The following is a 590-nucleotide window of genomic DNA, read 5'->3' on the forward strand; positions in this document are numbered from 1 at the left end:
TTATTTCTTCGCATTATTTGTATGCGTTTCTAGGTTACGGATAAATACCCAGATGCACACAATACTTTCCCGGTACGTTTGGAAACGCCCATTACTTTGGCTGCTTGCGTAAAATTCAGCCCCTGACGCAAAAGCTCTACATAATGCTCACGCCGAGCAGTACACATCTTTGAACGGGACGGGTAAACAACACCCGCATACTCATACAACACCGTTGAAACATCCTTTCAAACTCGGTGTTGCAACCACCACTAGAACCCAAGAGCTGGACTTTTAGGGCGGGGTGGTCAAGACGCATATCAATATCGAAGAACAAAAACCTGGGGTTAACGTAAAAAATTGGCCTGCCACTGGTAAGCAGCGGCAGGCCAGCTCGGCTTAATAAACCTTAAGCACGACGACGGAGAAGCAGCAGCCATCCGGCAGCAATAGACACTGCCCCCAGAAGTGCGAACCAGGAAGAGTCAGCGCCTGTAATGGCCAATCTCTTTGGTGTCACCTCATTGACCTGGTTGGTGGGGTTAGTAGTAGGTTTACCGGTTGGATTGTCGGTGGGGTTAGTAGTAGGTTCACCGGTTGGTTCGCTGGTA

Annotated in this window: 1 protein-coding gene and 1 pseudogene; both read right to left on the bottom strand. The window is 49.2% G+C overall.

Annotated features, from left to right (window positions below; all coding sequences use genetic code 11):
• Positions 1 to 65: 65 nt before the first annotated feature.
• Positions 66 to 212: pseudogene (locus AC5RE1_RS09360) on the bottom strand (IS30 family transposase); the annotation flags it as partial.
• A 176-nt stretch (positions 213 to 388) separates the two neighbouring features.
• A partial coding sequence (locus tag AC5RE1_RS09365; protein ID WP_493938772.1) for an LPXTG cell wall anchor domain-containing protein occupies positions 389 to 590 on the bottom strand: 202 nt, incomplete at its 5' end.

Source organism: Actinotignum sp. usb-actsch-rep-73 (assembly GCF_059082735.1).